Raw genomic sequence first — 14,467 nt, forward strand, 5'->3', positions numbered from 1 at the left:
TGGCAGGCAGACTTCGGCGGTCGCGCGTTTTGCGCGCCCGGCGGAAACACCTTTGCGGCAACCCTGCGTGGCAGCGCTCACCCGCGCCCGGGGCGGCCAGAACTGGAGAACGTCCATGCTCGAGAACGAGCCCGAGGGCGGCGAACGGACCGGCGCAGAGCCGGCCGGGACGACCGCTGACGATGCCACCACCGCCTCCGGCAGCGCGGACAGCGCCGCCTCCGCCCGCACCGAGGGTGCCTCCTCCGGCAGCGCCGACGGCGCCACCGCGGAAGGCAGCGCCACCGCGGAAGGTGTCGCCGAGACCAAGCCGCCGGCCCGTAAGCGGGCCAGCCGCCGCAAGGCCGCTCCGCTGAACCAGCCGGAGCAGACCGACGCACCCGTCGAGGCGTCCACGACGGTGACCGGCAGCGGTGAGTCGCCGCAGGCCGAGGTGTTCGCGCCGGTGGCCGGCGAGTTGGACACCGCGCCGAAGACCACCCGGCGGCGTCGTAAGGCGACCCCGGCGAAGGCGGTCGAGGAGCCGGTGGCCGCGGCCGGGGTGGAGGCCGCCTCGGAGGAGGTCGTGCCGCCGGTCAAGGTGACCCGGACCCGTCGCCGCAAGGCCACGCCGCCGGCTGCCGAGACGGTCGCCCCGGACGAGACCGCCGCCGCGGGGCAGGCACCCGCGGACGGGATGATCGACGGGCCGGTCTCCGCGCCCGGGGGCGACCTGATCGCCGAGGGACGCGCCGACATCGACGGCGGCGAGGCCGCCACGGACGGGGCCGTCACCGGGGAGACCGCCGGGACCGCCGCCGGGACCGCCGGGCAGGCCCCCGCCAGCGAGCGCACCGCCGCCCGCCGGCGCACCGCCACCGGCGACCGCACCGCCACCGGCGACCGGGCCACCACCGGCGACAAGGCCGCCACCAGCGGAAACAAGGCCGCCGGCGGCGGCAAGACGAGCACTGGCGGCGCGACGAGCACCAGCGGCGCGGCCGGCATCGGTGAGACCACCGGCGAGGACGTCGAGGACGAGGACGCCGAGGCCGAGAGCGTTGAGGACGCGAGCGCCGCGGCTGCGCGTACCGAAGAGGTCGACCTGGCCCGCGGCGGCGGCCCGGCGGACGCGACGGGCGCCGCGGTGCCGCGCGCGGCCGAGGAGCCGGCCGAGACGCCGCCGCCCACGAGCCGCCGGCGTCGTGCCGCGCTCTCCGCGCCGACCGTCCTGTTCATGGCGCCCCAGCCCGACGAGGCGCCGGCCGTCCAGGTCACGTACCCGGCGGCGGAGGAGCCGATCGAGGAAGCGGTCGAGACCGGACGGCGCCGCCGTCGCGGCCGCCGTGAGGTCGAGCCGGTCGAGGCCGAGGTCGAGCCGGAGGTCGCCGAGGAGGAGCCGGCCGCCGAGGCCGAGGAGGCCGCCGAGGCGGACGAGGACGACGAGACGGCCGCGGGCCGGCGTCGCCGCCGCCGGGGCCGCCGGGGTCGTGGCCGGGGCAAGGGCGGCGCGGACGAGGCCGACGACGAGGACATCGACGAGTCCGGCGCGGCCGAGACCGCCGAGGACGAGGCCGAGGAGTCCGCGGAGGACGAGGAGGCCGAGGGCGAGGGGATGACCCGCCGCCGTCGCCGTCGTCGCCGCCGGGGCGCCGGGGAGGCGGACACCGCCGCCGAGGACGGCGTGCCGACCGTCGTCAAGATCCGTGAGCCGCGCAAGCCGGTCGACGAGGTGCAGGGTGTCTCCGGCTCGACCCGGCTGGAGGCCAAGCGGCAGCGTCGCCGGGACGGCCGCGAGCAGCGGCGTACCCGGCCGCCGATCCTGAGCGAGTCGGAGTTCCTGGCCCGCCGCGAGGCGGTGGACCGGGTCATGGTGGTCCGCCAGCGGGGCGACCGCACCCAGATCGCCGTGCTCGAGGACGGCGTGCTGGTGGAGCACTACGTCACGCGGAACTCGTCCGGCACCATGGCCGGCAACGTCTACCTGGGCAAGGTCCAGAACGTCCTGCCGAGCATGGAGGCGGCCTTCGTCGACATCGGGCGCGGGCGCAACGCGGTCCTGTACGCCGGTGAGGTCAACTGGGACGCCACCGGCCTGGAGGGCCGGGCCCGCTCGATCGAGCAGGCGCTGCGCTCCGGCGACTCGGTGCTGGTGCAGGTCACCAAGGATCCGATCGGGCACAAGGGCGCGCGGCTGACCAGCCACATCGCGCTCTCCGGCCGGCACCTGGTCTACGTGCCGAACGGCAACGCCTCCGGGATCAGCCGCAAGCTGCCCGACACCGAGCGCAAGCGGCTGCGGGACGTGCTGAAGAAGCTGGTGCCGGACGGCGCCGGGGTGATCGTCCGGACCGCGGCCGAGGGTGCCAGCGAGGACGAGCTGGCGCGCGACGTCAAGCGGCTCCAGGCGCAGTGGGAGGACATCCAGGCCAAGGCGGCCGAGGGCGGCGCTCCGGTGCTGCTCTACGAGGAGCCGGACCTGGTCATCCGCGTGGTCCGGGACCTGTTCAACGAGGACTTCCGCGAGCTGGTCATCGAGGGCGAGCAGGCGTACGACGTGGTCGAGTCGTACCTGTCGCACGTGTCCCCGGACCTGGTGGCGCGGCTGCGCCGGCACGCCGGGGTGGCGGACGTGTTCGCCGAGTACCGGATCGACGAGCAGATCCTCAAGGGGCTGGACCGGAAGGTCTTCCTCCCGTCGGGCGGCTCGCTGGTGATCGACCGCACCGAGGCGATGACTGTCATCGACGTCAACACCGGCAAGTACACCGGCTCCGGGGGGAACCTGGAGGAGACGGTCACCCGCAACAACCTGGAGGCGGCCGAGGAGATCGTGCGCCAGCTCCGGCTGCGCGACCTCGGCGGCATCGTGGTGATCGACTTCATCGACATGGTGCTGGAGTCGAACCGGGAGCTGGTGCTGCGCCGGCTCACCGAGTGCCTCGGCCGGGACCGTACGAAGCATCAGGTCACCGAGATCACGTCGCTCGGCCTGGTGCAGATGACCCGTAAGCGCATCGGCGCGGGCCTGCTGGAGGCGTTCAGCGAGACCTGCGAGTGCTGCAAGGGCCGGGGCGTGATCATCCACACCGAGCCGGTGCCGGAGAAGCCGCGCGGCGGGGCGGGGGAGAAGGTCAAGGCGGTCGCCTCGGCGGTCGCCGCGCCGGCCGAGGAGAAGGGCCGCCGCCGGGGCCGCAAGGCCGCCGCGGAGAAGCCCGCGGTGGAGGCCGCGCCGGAGCAGCCGGCCGCGCAGGCCGCCGCCGAGCCGCCGGTCGTGCCGGAGCGGATCGTCGTCGAGGTGGTCGAGAACGACGACGACTACTACGACACCCAGGGCTACGACCTGTCCCGGTTTGAGACGGAGACGCCCGCCGCCCCGGCGGTCGCGGACAGCCAGGAGGGCGACTCGGCCCGGCTGGCCGCCGCCGACGACCCGGACGCGATCGGTGACGGAGACAACGACGACGACAGCGGCGCCCCGCGCCGGCGGGCCCGCCGTGGTGGCGCCCGGCGGCGTACCCGGCCGTGAGGCTTTAAGGCGCTGACCTGCGTGAACAGGGCCCCTGCTTCGCCGAGAACGGCGGGGCGGGGGCCCTGTCGTGCCCGGCGAGCCCGGCGGGAAGGTGCCTACCGGCAGCCCGGTTTGGGGGGCGGGCCGGGTATGGCGTACGCTTGCCTGCGGCGCACTTTGGTGTGCCGAGTTCCCGCGTGCCCGCGCCGCCGGTGTCACGGCTCCCGGCGAGACGCCGTGGGAACGACCGTCGACGGTGTGACAGCCGGCAACGGTGCAATAGACGCCAGCAGCCTCAACGACAGGGAGTCCGCCTCCGATGTACGCGATCGTCAAGACCGGCGGCAAGCAGTACAAGGTCGCCGAGGGCGACGTGATCGAGGTCGAGAAGCTCGCCGGTGCCCCCGGCGACGCGGTGAAGCTCACCGCGGTGCTCCTCGTCGACGGTGACGACCTGGTGACCGACGCGGCGAAGCTCGCCAAGGTCGCGGTGTCCGGCGAGATCGCCGCGCACACCAAGGGCCCGAAGATCCGGATCCACAAGTTCAAGAACAAGACCGGCTACCACAAGCGCCAGGGTCACCGCCAGCCGCTGACCCAGGTCAAGGTGACCGGCATCTCCAGCGGGAAGTAGGTCGTCCTCCAATGGCTCACAAAAAGGGTGCGTCCAGCTCGCGTAACGGCCGTGACTCCGCGGCCCAGCGGCTCGGCGTGAAGCGCTTCGGTGGTCAGGTCGTCAGCGCGGGTGAGATCCTCATCCGTCAGCGTGGCACCAAGTTCCACCCCGGTGACCTGGTCGGCCGTGGCGGCGACGACACGCTGTTCGCGCTGGCCGCCGGTTCGGTTCAGTTCGGCACCAAGCGCGGTCGCAAGACCGTCAGCATCGTGCCGCAGCAGTAGTTCTGAAAGCGTTGCGGGCCGCGGACCTCGAGTCCCGGCCCGCTTCGCTTTTCCACGTGCGGGGCGGACCCCGCTGGAAGGATTGGCGTCGTGACGACGTTCGTTGACCGGGTCGTCCTGCACATGCAGGCCGGCGACGGCGGGCACGGCTGTGTCTCGATCCACCGGGAGAAGTTCAAGCCGTTCGGCGGGCCGGACGGCGGTAACGGCGGCCACGGCGGCAGCGTGTCGCTGGTGGTCGACGCGCAGGTCACCACGCTGCTCGACTTCCACTTCCGGCCGCATCTCAAGGCCGAGAACGGCAAGGGCGGCGCCGGCTCGAACCGGGACGGCGCCAACGGCCGTGACCTGGTCATCAAGGTGCCGAACGGCACAGTGGTGCAGAGCCTGGACGGCGAGGTGCTGGCCGACCTGGTCGGCGTCGGCACGACGTTCGAGGCGGCCCGGGGCGGCCGGGGCGGGCGCGGCAACGCCTCGCTGGCGAACGCCCGCCGCAAGGCGCCGGGCTTCGCCGAGCTGGGTGAGCCCGGCGACCGGCTGGACGTGGTGCTGGAACTCAAGAGCGTCGCCGACGTGGGCCTGGTCGGCTTCCCATCGGCCGGAAAGTCGTCACTGATCTCGGTGATCTCCGCGGCCAAGCCGAAGATCGCCGACTACCCGTTCACCACGCTGGTACCGAACCTGGGCGTGGTCCGGGTGGACAACCACACCTTCACCGTCGCCGACGTGCCGGGCCTGATCCCGGGTGCGGCCAGCGGCAAGGGCCTGGGCCTGGAGTTCCTCCGCCACGTCGAGCGCTGCGCCGTGCTGGTGCACGTGATCGACACCGCGACGCTGGAGCCCGGCCGTGACCCGCTCGCCGACATCGACGCCATCGAGTCGGAGCTGTCCCAGTACGGCGGCCTGGCCGACCGGCCCCGGCTGGTCGCGCTCAACAAGGTCGACGTGCCGGACGGCAAGGACCTCGCCGACATCGTCCGCCCCGACCTGGAGGCCCGCGGCCTGCGCGTCTTCGACATCTCGACGGCGACCCGCGAGGGCCTGCGCGAGCTGACGTACGCGATGGCGGAGCTGGTCGACCAGGGTCGCCGCGCTGCCCCGCCGGCCGAGCCGACCCGGGTCGTGATCCGCCCGAAGGCGGTCGACGACGCCGGCTTCACCATCGAGGCGGAGCCGGACGGCTCGTACACGGTGCGCGGCAGCCGGCCGGAGCGCTGGGTCAAGCAGACCAACTTCGACAACGACGAGGCAGTGGGTTACCTGGCCGACCGGCTGGCCCGCCTCGGCGTCGAGGAGAAGCTCGCCAAGGCCGGCGCGCAGGCCGGTGACCTGGTGCGCATCGGTGACCGGGAGTTCGACTGGCAGCCGACGCTCTACGCCGGTGTCGACTTCGTGCCGGGTAACCGGGGCACCGACGTACGGTTCGAGGACAAGCCGAACCGCCCGTCGGCGTCCGACCGGCTGGCGGCCCGCAAGGCCCGCCGGGTCCGGCCGGAGGACGAGATCGAGGCCGCGCCGGCGGCGGAAGCGGACGCCGAGTAGCCGTTTCCGGGTCGGTGGCGGGAAACCTGCGCGAAATCCGGCCGATCTAGCGTACGGGCATGTTGATCGAGTCCCGTCCCGCCACCGATCCGGAGATCGCCGCGCTCGTCGTCGCCCAGCAGCGTGAGCTGCGCGACGCCGACGGCGGGCTGGACGGGCAGGTCACGGTCGTGCACACCGACATCCACTACCTGGCCGTCGTGATCGGAGGCCGGGCGGTCGGCTGCGGCGGGCTGCAGGCGCTCGACGCCGACACCGGCGAACTGAAGCGGATGTACGTGCGGCCGGCGTACCGGGGTCGGGGCATCGCCCGGCAGCTGCTCGTGGCGCTGGAGGAGCTCGCGTTCCGGCAGGGGCACCGCACGGTGTGCCTGGAGACCGGCACCTACCTGCCGGCCGCGATCGAGCTCTACCGGTCCAGCGGTTACGAGCCGATCCCGGTCTACGGCGAGTACGTGGACAACCCGTACAGCGTCTGCTTCGCCAAGCGACTGCCGGTGGCGGCCTGATCGGCGCCTGACGATCAGGCGCTGGTCTGCGCGTGCGGCGCGTTGACCGGTTGTCGCGCAACCACCGTGTCGCCGACCTCCTCGACCCGCTCGCGGTTGCCCTCCGGCCCGGCGCCGGACCGGGGCAAACGCCGCACCGGCGTGTCGCGCCTGGTCAGGGGCGGTCGACGGGGGCCTCCACCCGGCTGCCGGTGCCGAGGTCGTTGTTGAGCAGCAGGCCGGCGGCGAGCATGCCGAAACCGAGGGCCAGGTGCAGCCAGTTGTCGGCGTCGTTCACCGGCACGAAGTTCACCGCGGTGTCCCGGTCGATGGCGAAGCCGTACAGCCACAGCACCAGGTAGAGCGCGCCGCCCCCGGCGAGGAAGACCCGCGCGCCGCCCAGCCGCCGGGCCATCACCAGCCCGACCAGGCCGAACAGCAGGTGCAGCAGGTTGTGCAGCACCGACACCTGGAACACCCCGAGCAGCTTCGCCCCGGAGTGGTGCCCGGCGAACGTCATGTCGCCGTACTGGGTGGTGATGCCGGGCACGAAACCGAGCACGCCGATCAGCGCGAAGAGGGCTGCCGCCGCGAGAGCGACCTTCTGCACCGCAGGCCGGGCGGACGCGTGTTCGCGCACGTCACGTGCCATCCCTGTCACCCCCGTGGGACTCGCCGCCGCCCGGGCGGGCGGCATTCCATTCTCTGACCGGGGCGGGCCGCTCCCGCAGAGAAATCACGAATCAGGCATGGACCGGCTGACCGGGGGTAGGGCGATTGTCACGCGGAAACAATCCGCGTACCCCCCGAAGACACCCGCTGGCACCACACGAGCGGAAGGGACACCATGACTCAGGATCTTTCCCCCAGTTCGGCCACGTACCAGTCGACGAACGGTGGCGGCGTGCGCGACCAGGCCCGCCAGGTCGGCTCCGACGCCGCGAACGCGGGCGGCGCGGTCGCGCAGACCGCCAAGGAGCAGGGCCGGGAGGTGGTGGGCGAGGCCAGGCGGCAGGCCCGCGACCTCTACGGCGAGGCCCGCGGCCAGGTCACCGCCCAGGCCGGTCAGCAGCAGCAGCGCGCCGCCAGCGGGCTGCGGTCGCTCGCCGACGAGATGCGCACCATGGCGCAGCAGGGTGGCGGCTCCGGGCCGGTCACCGAGCTGGCCCACCAGGCGGCCGAGCGGGTGCACGGCGTGGCCGGCTGGCTGGAGCAGCGCGAGCCGGGCGACCTGCTCAACGAGGTGAAGAACTACGCCCGCCGCAGCCCCGGCACGTTCCTCGTGGGCGCGGCGCTGCTCGGCGTGGTCGCCGGGCGGCTCACCCGCAACATCACCGCACTCGGCGACGACAGCACGGCGCGGCCGGCGTACGACCCGGACCGTACCGCCGTCATCCCGACCGCGCGTGAGGTGCCGGACCAGGTGCCGCCGGGCGGCTACCTCGACCCGACGCCGGGCAGCTACGCCGAGCCGGACCCGGGCTACTCCGCGCCGGGCGCGACCTACCCGGGTGGCGGCGCCCCGAACACCTGGGCCGACCCGGTGGGCGGCACCGGTCAGCCGCTGCCGCCGCCGGAGCGCACCGACCCGCTGCCGGGCGTCCCGTCGACCGGCGCTCCCCGCCCGTGACCGGCCGCACCGGCAGAAGGGAGGCGACGGCATGACCGTACCCACGCAGGATCCCGGCTATCAGGCGGCGGGCGCCCCGCCCCACGCCGACGAGGTGCGCGGCAGCTCGCTCGGCGACCTGATGCGTCAGGTCACCACCGACCTGTCCACGCTGATGCGCCAGGAGGTCGAGCTGGCCAAGGCCGAGATCCGCCAGGAGGGCAAGAAGGCGGGCAAGGCCGCCGGCCTGTTCGGCGGCGCCGGTTTCGGCGGCTACATGGTGGCGCTCTTCGTCTCCATCGCGATCTGGCAGTTCCTCGACAACGTCATGGACTCCGGGCTGGCCGCGCTGATCGTGGCCGTGATCTGGGCCGCGGTCGCGGCGGTCCTGTACTCGATGGGCAAGAAGAACGCCGAGCGGATCCGCGGCCTGAAGCAGACCAACGACAGCGTGCAGCGCATCCCCGACGCGCTCAAGCCGCACCCGGAGGGAGTCACCCGATGAGCACCGATCCCGAGCAGATCCGCCGCGAGATCGAAGCCACCCGCAACAACCTCAGCTCGGACGTGGACGCCCTGGCGTACAAGGTCAGCCCGAGCCGCATCGTCGACGACCGCAAGCAGCGCGTACGCAGCGCGCTGACGAACGTGAAGGACAAGGTGATGGGAACCGCATCGGACCTCGGCCACAGCACCGGCCACGCCGCCCACTCGGTGGGCGACCACGCCTCCTCGATGGCCTCCACGGCGGGCGACAAGGCGCAGTCCGCCGCCGCCACGGTGAGCGACGCCGCCCACCGGGCGCCGCATGTGGTACGGCAGAAGTCCGAGGGCAACCCGATCGCCGCCGGCGTGATCGCCTTCGGCGTCGGCATGCTGGTCTCCTCGCTGATCCCGGCCACCCGCCGCGAGCAGCAGGTCGCCGCGCAGGTCAAGGAGAAGGCCGCCGAGCACGGCGGAGTGGTGAAGGAGAAGCTGGGCGAGGTCGCCACCGAGCTGAAGGAGGAGCTGCGCGAGCCGGCGCAGCACGCCGCCGAGTCGGTCAAGGCCACCGCGCAGGACGCCGCGTACACGGTCAAGGACGACGGCCGCGCCGCCGCCCAGGACGTCCGGCACAGCGCCGAGCAGGCGCGGTCCTGAAGGTTCCCGCCTCCGGTTAGGAAGGGCCCCTTCTTATCGCCCAGGCGATAAGAAGGGGCCCTTCCTTACACCTCGGCGCGCAGCGGTGGGGGCACCGCTCCGGTCTCCACCCAGAGCACCAGATCGTCGGGGCGGCGCCGCGTCATCCGCCGGCGCAGGACGCGTGCGGGGTTGGCCGCCGTCCGCAGCCGGGCGCCCGCGTAGGGCACCCCGCCGCGTAGCCGCCGGCCCACCGCCAGCCAGGCGCACAGGCCGCGTTCCAGCACCCAGGCGGGCGCGGCCAGGCTCGTGTGCGCCGGGAAGACCCGGTCGCCGCCGGCCCGTCGCCGGCCCAGCTCCGCCACTGCCACAGTCGCCAGTCCGGCGCGCAGCAGCAGCCCGGGCCGGCGGGTGGCGAGCGCGGCCGCCGTCGCCGGCAGCACCGCCAGCGCGGCGAGCTGCCACACCGGACGGGCCGTCTCGTCGTACGCCTGGCGGACCCGCTGCCCGAGGAAGTGCGCGGCGGTGGGCGGGCGCCGCCGCACGTACAACCACGCCGGGGTGGCGGTGCTGCCGCCGTACGCGCGCACGGTCCGGACCAGCTCCAGGTTCTCGAAGAGCACGTCGGGGTCGTAGCCGCCCATGGCCAGGAACGTGCTCCGCCGTACCGCGAGCGTGCCCGGCCAGTCGCCGCCGAACACGCGGGCGAGCAGCGTCCGGCCGGTGTCCCACCAGGCGTGCCAGGGCAGCGGGTCGAAGTGGTTCTGCGGCCGGACCAGGTCCACCCCGTCCAGCATCTGGTGCACGGCGCACAGGGCCGCCCGGTCGTACCGGACGTCGTCGTCGGCGATCACCACGTGCTCGTGACGGGCCAGCGCGACGCCGGTGAGCACGCCGAGCACCTTGCCGTTGCGCCCGCGCAGCGCCGGGTCCGGCGGTACGTGGCGCACCAGCCCGTGCCAGGCGTCGGCGTGCCGGGCGAACAGCTCCGGCGCCGATCCGTCGACCACCACCACGTCGACCCAGCGGCTCAGCTCGCGCAGGTACCCGGTCAGCTCGTCCAGGCCGCTGTCATCGTGGGCGCGCAGCGGCAGGACGTACGCCATCGGGAGCCGGACCGGCGCGGACGCGGCGCCCTCGTCGTGCGGCTGTGCGGCGGTCGGTCGGGTCACGTCGCCTCCCCTCGTGTCGGGTCACGCGACTTGCCCGGAATGCGGCTGCTGAAACCGTTTCGGGCGCGCTGCGCCGGGTAGCGCAGCCGGATACGGACGGTCCGAGTCGGGAGGAGACGTGATGCCCAGCAACGCGACGAGATGGGTGCTGGCCGGCGCCGCCGCGGTGACCGCGCTCGGGGTCACCCGGACGGTGGCCCGTCGGCGGCACCGGCACCAGCCCGACCGGGAGGACGGCTGGTACGTGGTGCGCCGCGGGATCACCGTGGACCGGCCGGTCGACGAGGTGATCGGCTTCTGGACCGACCGGGAGCGGCTGGACCGTGGGCTGGCCGAGTGGGCGACGCTGGAGCAGCTCGACGCGAACCGGTGGCGCTGCGTGGCGGCCGACCCGGCCGGCGGCGGCACCGAGTGGCGGGCCGAGATCACCGTCGACGGGCCGGGCCGGTTGAGCTGGCGGGTCACCGACGGGCCGGTCGCCCAGCGCGGCCGGGTCGAGCTGGCCGCCGCGCCGCAGGACCGGGGCACCGAGATCCGGGCCGAGCTGCGGTGGCGCTCCGGACCGATCCGGCGGGCGGTCGGCCTCGTCGGCGGCAGCGACCCGGACCTGGGTCTGCGCACCGCGCTGCGCCGGATCAAGTCGCTGATCGAGACCGGGCAGGTGCTCGACACCCGGCACGACCCGTCCGGGCGCAGCGGGCGGCAGGAACGGGCGACGGACAAGGTCCGCGAGAAGCTGATGGCGGGAGGACGACCGTGAGGGCGTTGTGCTGGGAGGGCGTCGGCAAGCTGGCCGTGCGGGACGTGCCGGAGCCGGCCGTCAGGTCCGCCGGCGACATCATCGTCAAGGTCCGCGCGAGCAGCGTCTGCGGCTCCGACCTGCACCTGATCAACGGCTACCTGCCGGCCATGCGCGAGGGTGACATCCTCGGCCACGAGTTCATGGGCGAGGTGGTCGAGACCGGCCCGGACGTGCGGCGGATCTCCGTCGGCGATCGGGTCGTGGTCGGCTCGGTGGTGGCCTGCGGCTCGTGCTGGTACTGCCGTACCGAGCAGTTCTCGCTGTGCGACAACTCCAACCCGCAGCCGGTCTTCACCGAGAAGCTGTGGGGGCACTCGCCGGCCGGCATCCTCGGCTACTCGCACGCGGCCGGCGGCTACTCGGGCAGCCACGCCGAGTACATCCGGGTGCCGTTCGGCGACGTCGGCGCGTTCACCGTGCCGGACGGGGTGCCGGACGACTCCGTCGTCTTCGCCTCCGACGCGATGCCGACCGGCTGGATGGCCGCCGACTTCTGCAACCTCAAGGGCGGCGAGGTGGTCGCGGTCTGGGGCGCCGGTGGCGTCGGCCAGATGGCGGCCCGGTCCGCGCAGATCCTCGGCGCCGAGCGGGTCGTGATGATCGACCGGCTGCCGGAGCGGCTCGCCACCGCGTCGCAGCGCCTCGGCGTGGAGACGATCGACTACGCCGAGACCGACGTGCTTGAGGCGCTGCGGGAGATGACCGCCGGGCGCGGCCCGGACGCCTGCATCGAGGCCGTCGGCATGGAGTCACACGATGTCGGCCCGGCGTACGCGTACGACAAGGCCAAGCAGACGGTACGCGCGCAGACCGACCGGCCCACCTCGGTCCGGCAGGCGATCATGGCCTGCCGCAAGGGCGGCACGGTGAGCATCGTCGGCGTGTACGGCGGCCTGGTGGACAAGTTCCCGCTCGGCGCGGCCATGAACAAGGCACTGGTGCTGCGGATGGGACAGATGCACGCCCAGCGCTACATCCCGATGCTGCTGGACCGGATCGCGGCCGGTGAGATCGATCCCGGTTACCTGGCCACCCACCCGATGTCCCTCGAACAGGGCGCCCGGGGCTACGAGATCTTCGAGAAGAAGGAGGACGGCTGCCTGCGTACCGTGCTGCACCCGCAGGCCGCCTGACCGTCCCGGGGAAGGGGTGCGACCGCTCAGCGCAGCGGGCGTACCCCCTCGGCCGGGCGCACCCCGTCGAGTACCAGCCGGCTGGGCGGCAAGGCCGGCATGTTGCTGAGGTCGAGCGCCAGGTCCTGCGGCGGTACGCGGTAGGTCATCGCGCCGGTCAGGTTCGTCACCGCCCGCTTCATCAGCTCGATCGTGATCCACTCACCGGCGCAGCGGTGGCCGGTGTAGTGGTCGCCGCCGCCCTGCGGGACCAGGCCGAACGGGTCGTCGCGCCAGCCCGCGAAGCGCTCCGGGCGGAACCGTTCCGGCTCGGGCCACACATCGGGGTGGTGGTTCGTGCCGTACAGGTCGAGCAGCACCCGCCGGCCCTGCGGGAACGCGTACCCCCGCCACCGGAACGAGCGCCGTACCCGGGCCGCGGCGACCGGGAAGAACGGGTAGTAGCGGCGTACCTCCTGCACGAACTGCTCGGTCGCGGCGTCGTCGCCGGGCAGCCGGTCCCGCCAGTGCGGGTGGTCGTGCAGCGCCAGCGCGGCGAAGACCACGTACCGGTCCACCGCGACGGTGGGGCGCAGCACGTTGAGCAGCTCCACAGCGGCGATCCGGCGGGGCAGCGGCAGGCCCCGCTCGTCCCGGTGCCCGGCCACGACCGCCAGCACGCTGCCCTCCGGGGCGGGCACCGCGCCCGCGCGTACCCGCTCGATCAGGTCGCCGGCCCAGCGTTGCGCGTGCCGGCGGCCGAGCCGTCCGCGCCAGTGCCGGGGGCCCACCGCGGCCGGCGCCTCGATCATCGCGTGCATCTCGGCGGTGCGGCGCGGCACGTCGGCCTCGGCCGGCGGCACCCCGGCCCAGGCCCAGGCCCAGACCGTACGGGTCAGGATCCGGCCCACCTCGTCGTAGAGCACCACCGGGCCGTTGCCCGCCCAGACCGGGATCCGGGCCCGCCACTGCTCGTCGAAGATCTCCCCGAGCCGCCGGATCGCGTCCGGCGTCATGATCGACATGAACATCGCCTTGCGGACCCGGTGCGCCTGTCCGTCGAGGCCCTGCACGCCGCCGACGCCGGTGAGCGTGCGCTGCCCGCGCATCGGCATGGCGCCGCGCCGGACGAACCGCTCCTCGTCGTAGAACAACTCGGCGGCCTCCCGGCCGCGCAGGCAGATCGTCGGCTCCAGCAGCAGCCGGCTCTGGAAGACGTCGGTGCCGAGGCGGTCGCAGCGGTCGCCGACGAAGCGGTAGCCCTCCCGGAGGAACGCCAGCGTGCTGTCCGGGCTCCGGTCGCTCGGCATGGTGCTCATCTCGGCTGCTCCTGACGCGGTTCGGCGGCGCCGCCTACCTACCCGGGCCGGCGCGGCCGAACCCTCCATTCCAGCAGCTCCGGCCCCCGTGGGGGAGGGGCCGGCCACGCGGGCGGGTGCTGGCCCCTCCCCGCGCGCGGGAAAGCTGGTTGGCTCGGTTTCGCGGACCGGCGGCGACCGGTCCGCCGCCCGCCGGCACGACGTCCGGCGGGCGTCACCGGCGGCGGGGGAGGGCACGGATGCGTGACGACAGGGCGGCACGACGGCACCGCGAGGCATCGGCCCGGCTGCGCGGCGACGGCCGCGCCGGGCCGCTGATCGGCGCGCCCCGGCGCTCCGCACCCCGCCCGCCGCGCTACTTCACCGTGCACCTGGGCTTCGCCGCCGCCGATCCCGCCGTCGCGCGGGAGCACGCCGTGGCGTACGCCGAAGCGCTCGGCCTGCTCCGCCCGGAGCTGGCGCTCGGCGCGTCGGCGCTGTCCCCGGCGGACGCCTGGCACCGCGCGGAGCGGCTGTTCTGCGACGCCGTCGGGCCCGACGGCGAGCGCTGTGCCGACGTGGCCGGTCACCCCGGCTTCCACCACGCGTCAGGTCCGGGCGGCCTCGGCTGGGGCGACGGTGACTGAGTCGCGCTCAGTCCAGGTCGAACTCGCCGTCCTGGGCGCCCGCGACGAACGCGTCCCACTCGGCCTGCGTGAAGACCAGCACGGGCCCGTCCGGCTCGGCGGAGTTGCGCATACCGATCAGGTCGTCGACGAAGGCCACTTCGACCGCTCCCTCGGAGGTGTCGCCCTCTGCCCGCTGCCAAACCGCCCGGGAGAGGTCGAAATCGCCCTTGGGGTGCTGACCCATCGCTGCTCCTCCATCGCCATGCGTAACAGGAAGGCCCGAGCGGACCTCATCGGGCAGGATAA

Annotated in this window: 15 protein-coding genes; 11 read left to right on the forward strand and 4 right to left on the reverse strand. The window is 73.8% G+C overall.

What is annotated here, in order from left to right; translation table 11 throughout:
* Positions 1-115: 115 nt before the first annotated feature.
* The 5 genes from ABIH81_RS14805 to ABIH81_RS14825 all read left to right on the forward strand — a co-directional run bounded on the left by ABIH81_RS14805 (position 116) and on the right by ABIH81_RS14825 (position 6,441).
* Positions 116-3,508: an Rne/Rng family ribonuclease gene (locus ABIH81_RS14805; RefSeq protein ID WP_349880811.1), complete on the forward strand. Its 3,393-nt coding sequence runs from the start codon at positions 116-118 to the stop codon at positions 3,506-3,508.
* 301 nt (positions 3,509-3,809) lie between these two features.
* Positions 3,810-4,124, forward strand: a complete 315-nt coding sequence (gene rplU, locus ABIH81_RS14810; RefSeq protein ID WP_018787289.1) for a 50S ribosomal protein L21 — start codon at positions 3,810-3,812, stop codon at positions 4,122-4,124.
* A gap of 11 nt (positions 4,125-4,135) precedes the next feature.
* Positions 4,136-4,390 (forward strand): 50S ribosomal protein L27, encoded by a 255-nt coding sequence (gene rpmA / locus ABIH81_RS14815; RefSeq protein ID WP_013288010.1) that lies wholly within the window; start codon positions 4,136-4,138, stop codon positions 4,388-4,390.
* Between the two features lie 90 nt (positions 4,391-4,480).
* On the forward strand, positions 4,481-5,932 hold the full coding sequence (obgE, locus tag ABIH81_RS14820; RefSeq protein ID WP_349880812.1) for a GTPase ObgE: 1,452 nt from the start codon (positions 4,481-4,483) through the stop codon (positions 5,930-5,932).
* A gap of 59 nt (positions 5,933-5,991) precedes the next feature.
* The gene (locus ABIH81_RS14825; protein ID WP_349880813.1) at positions 5,992-6,441 is read left to right on the forward strand and encodes a GNAT family N-acetyltransferase; all 450 of its coding nucleotides are present in this window, start codon (positions 5,992-5,994) and stop codon (positions 6,439-6,441) included.
* A gap of 154 nt (positions 6,442-6,595) precedes the next feature.
* On the opposite strand, the gene ABIH81_RS14830 is transcribed toward ABIH81_RS14825, so the two are convergent.
* Positions 6,596-7,060 (reverse strand): DUF4383 domain-containing protein, encoded by a 465-nt coding sequence (locus tag ABIH81_RS14830; protein ID WP_349881110.1) that lies wholly within the window; start codon positions 7,058-7,060, stop codon positions 6,596-6,598.
* Positions 7,061-7,267: 207 nt separating this feature from the next.
* On the opposite strand from ABIH81_RS14830, the gene ABIH81_RS14835 reads away from it, so the two are divergent.
* The 3 genes from ABIH81_RS14835 to ABIH81_RS14845 are packed head-to-tail and all read left to right on the forward strand — an operon-like array spanning position 7,268 to position 9,169.
* Positions 7,268-8,050: a hypothetical protein gene (locus tag ABIH81_RS14835; protein WP_349880814.1), complete on the forward strand. Its 783-nt coding sequence runs from the start codon at positions 7,268-7,270 to the stop codon at positions 8,048-8,050.
* Positions 8,051-8,081: 31 nt separating this feature from the next.
* Positions 8,082-8,534 (forward strand): phage holin family protein, encoded by a 453-nt coding sequence (locus tag ABIH81_RS14840; RefSeq protein ID WP_018787295.1) that lies wholly within the window; start codon positions 8,082-8,084, stop codon positions 8,532-8,534.
* Complete coding sequence (locus ABIH81_RS14845; protein WP_349880815.1) at positions 8,531-9,169, forward strand: DUF3618 domain-containing protein; 639 nt, start codon at positions 8,531-8,533, stop codon at positions 9,167-9,169. The genes ABIH81_RS14840 and ABIH81_RS14845 overlap by 4 nt, the downstream gene beginning before the upstream one ends.
* Before the next feature lie 65 nt (positions 9,170-9,234).
* Here the strand turns inward: ABIH81_RS14845 and ABIH81_RS14850 are convergent, their stop codons facing one another.
* Positions 9,235-10,320: a glycosyltransferase family 2 protein gene (locus ABIH81_RS14850; protein WP_349880816.1), complete on the reverse strand. Its 1,086-nt coding sequence runs from the start codon at positions 10,318-10,320 to the stop codon at positions 9,235-9,237.
* A gap of 121 nt (positions 10,321-10,441) precedes the next feature.
* Between ABIH81_RS14850 and ABIH81_RS14855 the strand changes: the two genes are divergently transcribed.
* Both ABIH81_RS14855 and ABIH81_RS14860 read left to right on the forward strand, forming a co-directional pair.
* Positions 10,442-11,080, forward strand: coding sequence for a cyclase (locus tag ABIH81_RS14855; RefSeq protein WP_349880817.1), 639 nt, complete (start codon positions 10,442-10,444; stop codon positions 11,078-11,080).
* Positions 11,077-12,255, forward strand: a complete 1,179-nt coding sequence (locus ABIH81_RS14860) for a zinc-dependent alcohol dehydrogenase (RefSeq protein ID WP_349880818.1) — start codon at positions 11,077-11,079, stop codon at positions 12,253-12,255. Before ABIH81_RS14855 ends, ABIH81_RS14860 begins: the two co-directional genes overlap by 4 nt.
* A 26-nt stretch (positions 12,256-12,281) precedes the next feature.
* On the opposite strand, the gene ABIH81_RS14865 is transcribed toward ABIH81_RS14860, so the two are convergent.
* A complete protein-coding gene (locus ABIH81_RS14865) occupies positions 12,282-13,553 on the reverse strand; it encodes a cytochrome P450 (RefSeq protein WP_349880819.1) in 1,272 nt (423 codons plus the stop codon).
* A 239-nt stretch (positions 13,554-13,792) separates the two neighbouring features.
* On the opposite strand from ABIH81_RS14865, the gene ABIH81_RS14870 reads away from it, so the two are divergent.
* Positions 13,793-14,179, forward strand: coding sequence for a hypothetical protein (locus tag ABIH81_RS14870; protein WP_349880820.1), 387 nt, complete (start codon positions 13,793-13,795; stop codon positions 14,177-14,179).
* Positions 14,180-14,186: 7 nt separating this feature from the next.
* On the opposite strand, the gene ABIH81_RS14875 is transcribed toward ABIH81_RS14870, so the two are convergent.
* Positions 14,187-14,405, reverse strand: a complete 219-nt coding sequence (locus ABIH81_RS14875; RefSeq protein WP_013287999.1) for a DUF397 domain-containing protein — start codon at positions 14,403-14,405, stop codon at positions 14,187-14,189.
* Positions 14,406-14,467 lie beyond the last annotated feature (62 nt).

It is taken from the genome of Micromonospora sp. HUAS YX12, assembly GCF_040215685.1.
In the GTDB taxonomy this organism is placed as follows: Bacteria; Actinomycetota; Actinomycetes; order Mycobacteriales; family Micromonosporaceae; genus Micromonospora; species Micromonospora tulbaghiae.